General features: G+C 73.2%; 1 protein-coding gene and 2 pseudogenes. 2 read left to right on the top strand and 1 reads right to left on the bottom strand.

Features of this window, described 5'->3' with window-relative positions; translation table 11 throughout:
• Positions 1-285, bottom strand: a pseudogene (locus tag ACFYYJ_RS41540) (hypothetical protein); the annotation flags it as partial.
• Between the two features lie 102 nt (positions 286-387).
• Between ACFYYJ_RS41540 and ACFYYJ_RS41535 the strand changes: the two are divergent.
• Positions 388-915 (top strand): SigE family RNA polymerase sigma factor, encoded by a 528-nt coding sequence (locus ACFYYJ_RS41535; protein ID WP_385134389.1) that lies wholly within the window; start codon positions 388-390, stop codon positions 913-915.
• A pseudogene (locus tag ACFYYJ_RS41530) lies at positions 905-1,291 on the top strand (RNA polymerase); the annotation flags it as partial. The gene ACFYYJ_RS41535 and the pseudogene ACFYYJ_RS41530, both read left to right, overlap by 11 nt.

Genomic DNA, 1,291 nt, shown 5'->3' with positions numbered 1-1,291 from the left:
GCCGTCGCCCTTACCGGCCGCGCCGCCGGCGTTGCCCGAACCGCCGCTTGGCTTCGCCGAACCACCGCCGGGCTTCGCCGAAGCCTCGCCCGGCTTGGCCGAAGCCGTCTCCCCCGTCGCCCCCGTCTTCGGCGAGTTCGTCGCGCTCGGCTGCTCCGAGGTCTTGGAGTCGCCCGACGCGTCGGCCCCGCCCGGCCCGCATCCCGTGGACGCGAGCAGCAACGCACCGAGGACGGCCGCGGCCGCCACCTTCCCGATTACCTTGACCTTGTTTTCCCTGGTCAACAGAGCCCCCTGTGTGGTGTCCTTCGCTTTGCACGACCTGTACGCACGCCAGGAGTCGGCGGGTTGCATGCGGATCGGAAAAGTTTTGGGACCGGGGGCGGCATGACGGAGGACGAGTTCGACGCGTTCTACGCGTCGGCGTTCCCACGGATCGTCGGCCAGGTGTACTCCTTCACAGGCGACCACGGCCAGGCCCAGGACGTCGTTCAGGAGGCCTTCGTACGTGCCTGGGACCGGCGGCGGGACTTCCTTGCCACCGAGGCCCCCGAAGCCTGGATCCGTACCGTCGCGATGCGTCTCGCCGTCAGCCACTGGCGGCGGGCTCGGCGTTGGCTGGAGCTGGTACGCCGCACCCCACCACCCGATCACGCCCCTGGACCCGGTCCCGAGCACGTCGCCCTCGTGGCGGCGCTGCGACAGCTCCCGGAGCCGCAGCGCCTGGCGATCGTGTTGCACCACCTGTGTGACCTGAGTGTGGAGCAGGTAGCCTCCGAGACCGGCGCACCGACCGGTACGGTCAAGGCCCGCCTGTCACGCGGCCGGGCAGCCCTCGCCAAGCTGTTGCCGGCGAGTGAGGTCGGTGTCGTGGGCGGCAGCGGCGAGGAGAAGGAGGAAGACCATGGCCGATGACCTGTCCTCCGCCCTGCGCGAGCTGGCCGACAGCGCCGCCGGCGCCAGCCCCGCGCCCACGACGGGCGCGGAGGTCCGACGCCGGGCCGTTTCCCGGCGCCGTCGCCGGAACTCCGCCCTCGCGGGAGGCGCCGTTGCCGTGGTCGCAGCCCTCGTGTTCGGTCTGACCGCGGCCCTCGGCGGCCCTGAGTCCGACCGGCACCCCGCACCGCCACCCGCCGCTTCCCTCACCGCACCCACGGCTGATGCCGCCTCCCCCGCCGCGCCCACCGCAGGTGTGCCCTCGCCTCCCACCGAGCCCTCCCCCACTGCTCCGACCCTCGCCGGGCCGACCCCCACCGCCCCCGCCACCGGTGCGGCATCCTCGACCGCGCCT

This window comes from Streptomyces sp. NPDC002467 (genome assembly GCF_042889825.1).
GTDB lineage: Bacteria > Actinomycetota > Actinomycetes > Streptomycetales > Streptomycetaceae > Streptomyces.
The sequence above is the reverse complement of the archived record's forward strand: the minus strand, read 5'-3'. Positions and strand labels throughout refer to the sequence as shown.

Excerpts from the sequence above, each read along its gene's own strand:
- ACFYYJ_RS41535 (WP_385134389.1), top strand. The coding sequence starts at position 388 with ATGACGGAGGACGAGTTCGACGCGTTCTACGCGTCGGCGTTCCCACGG.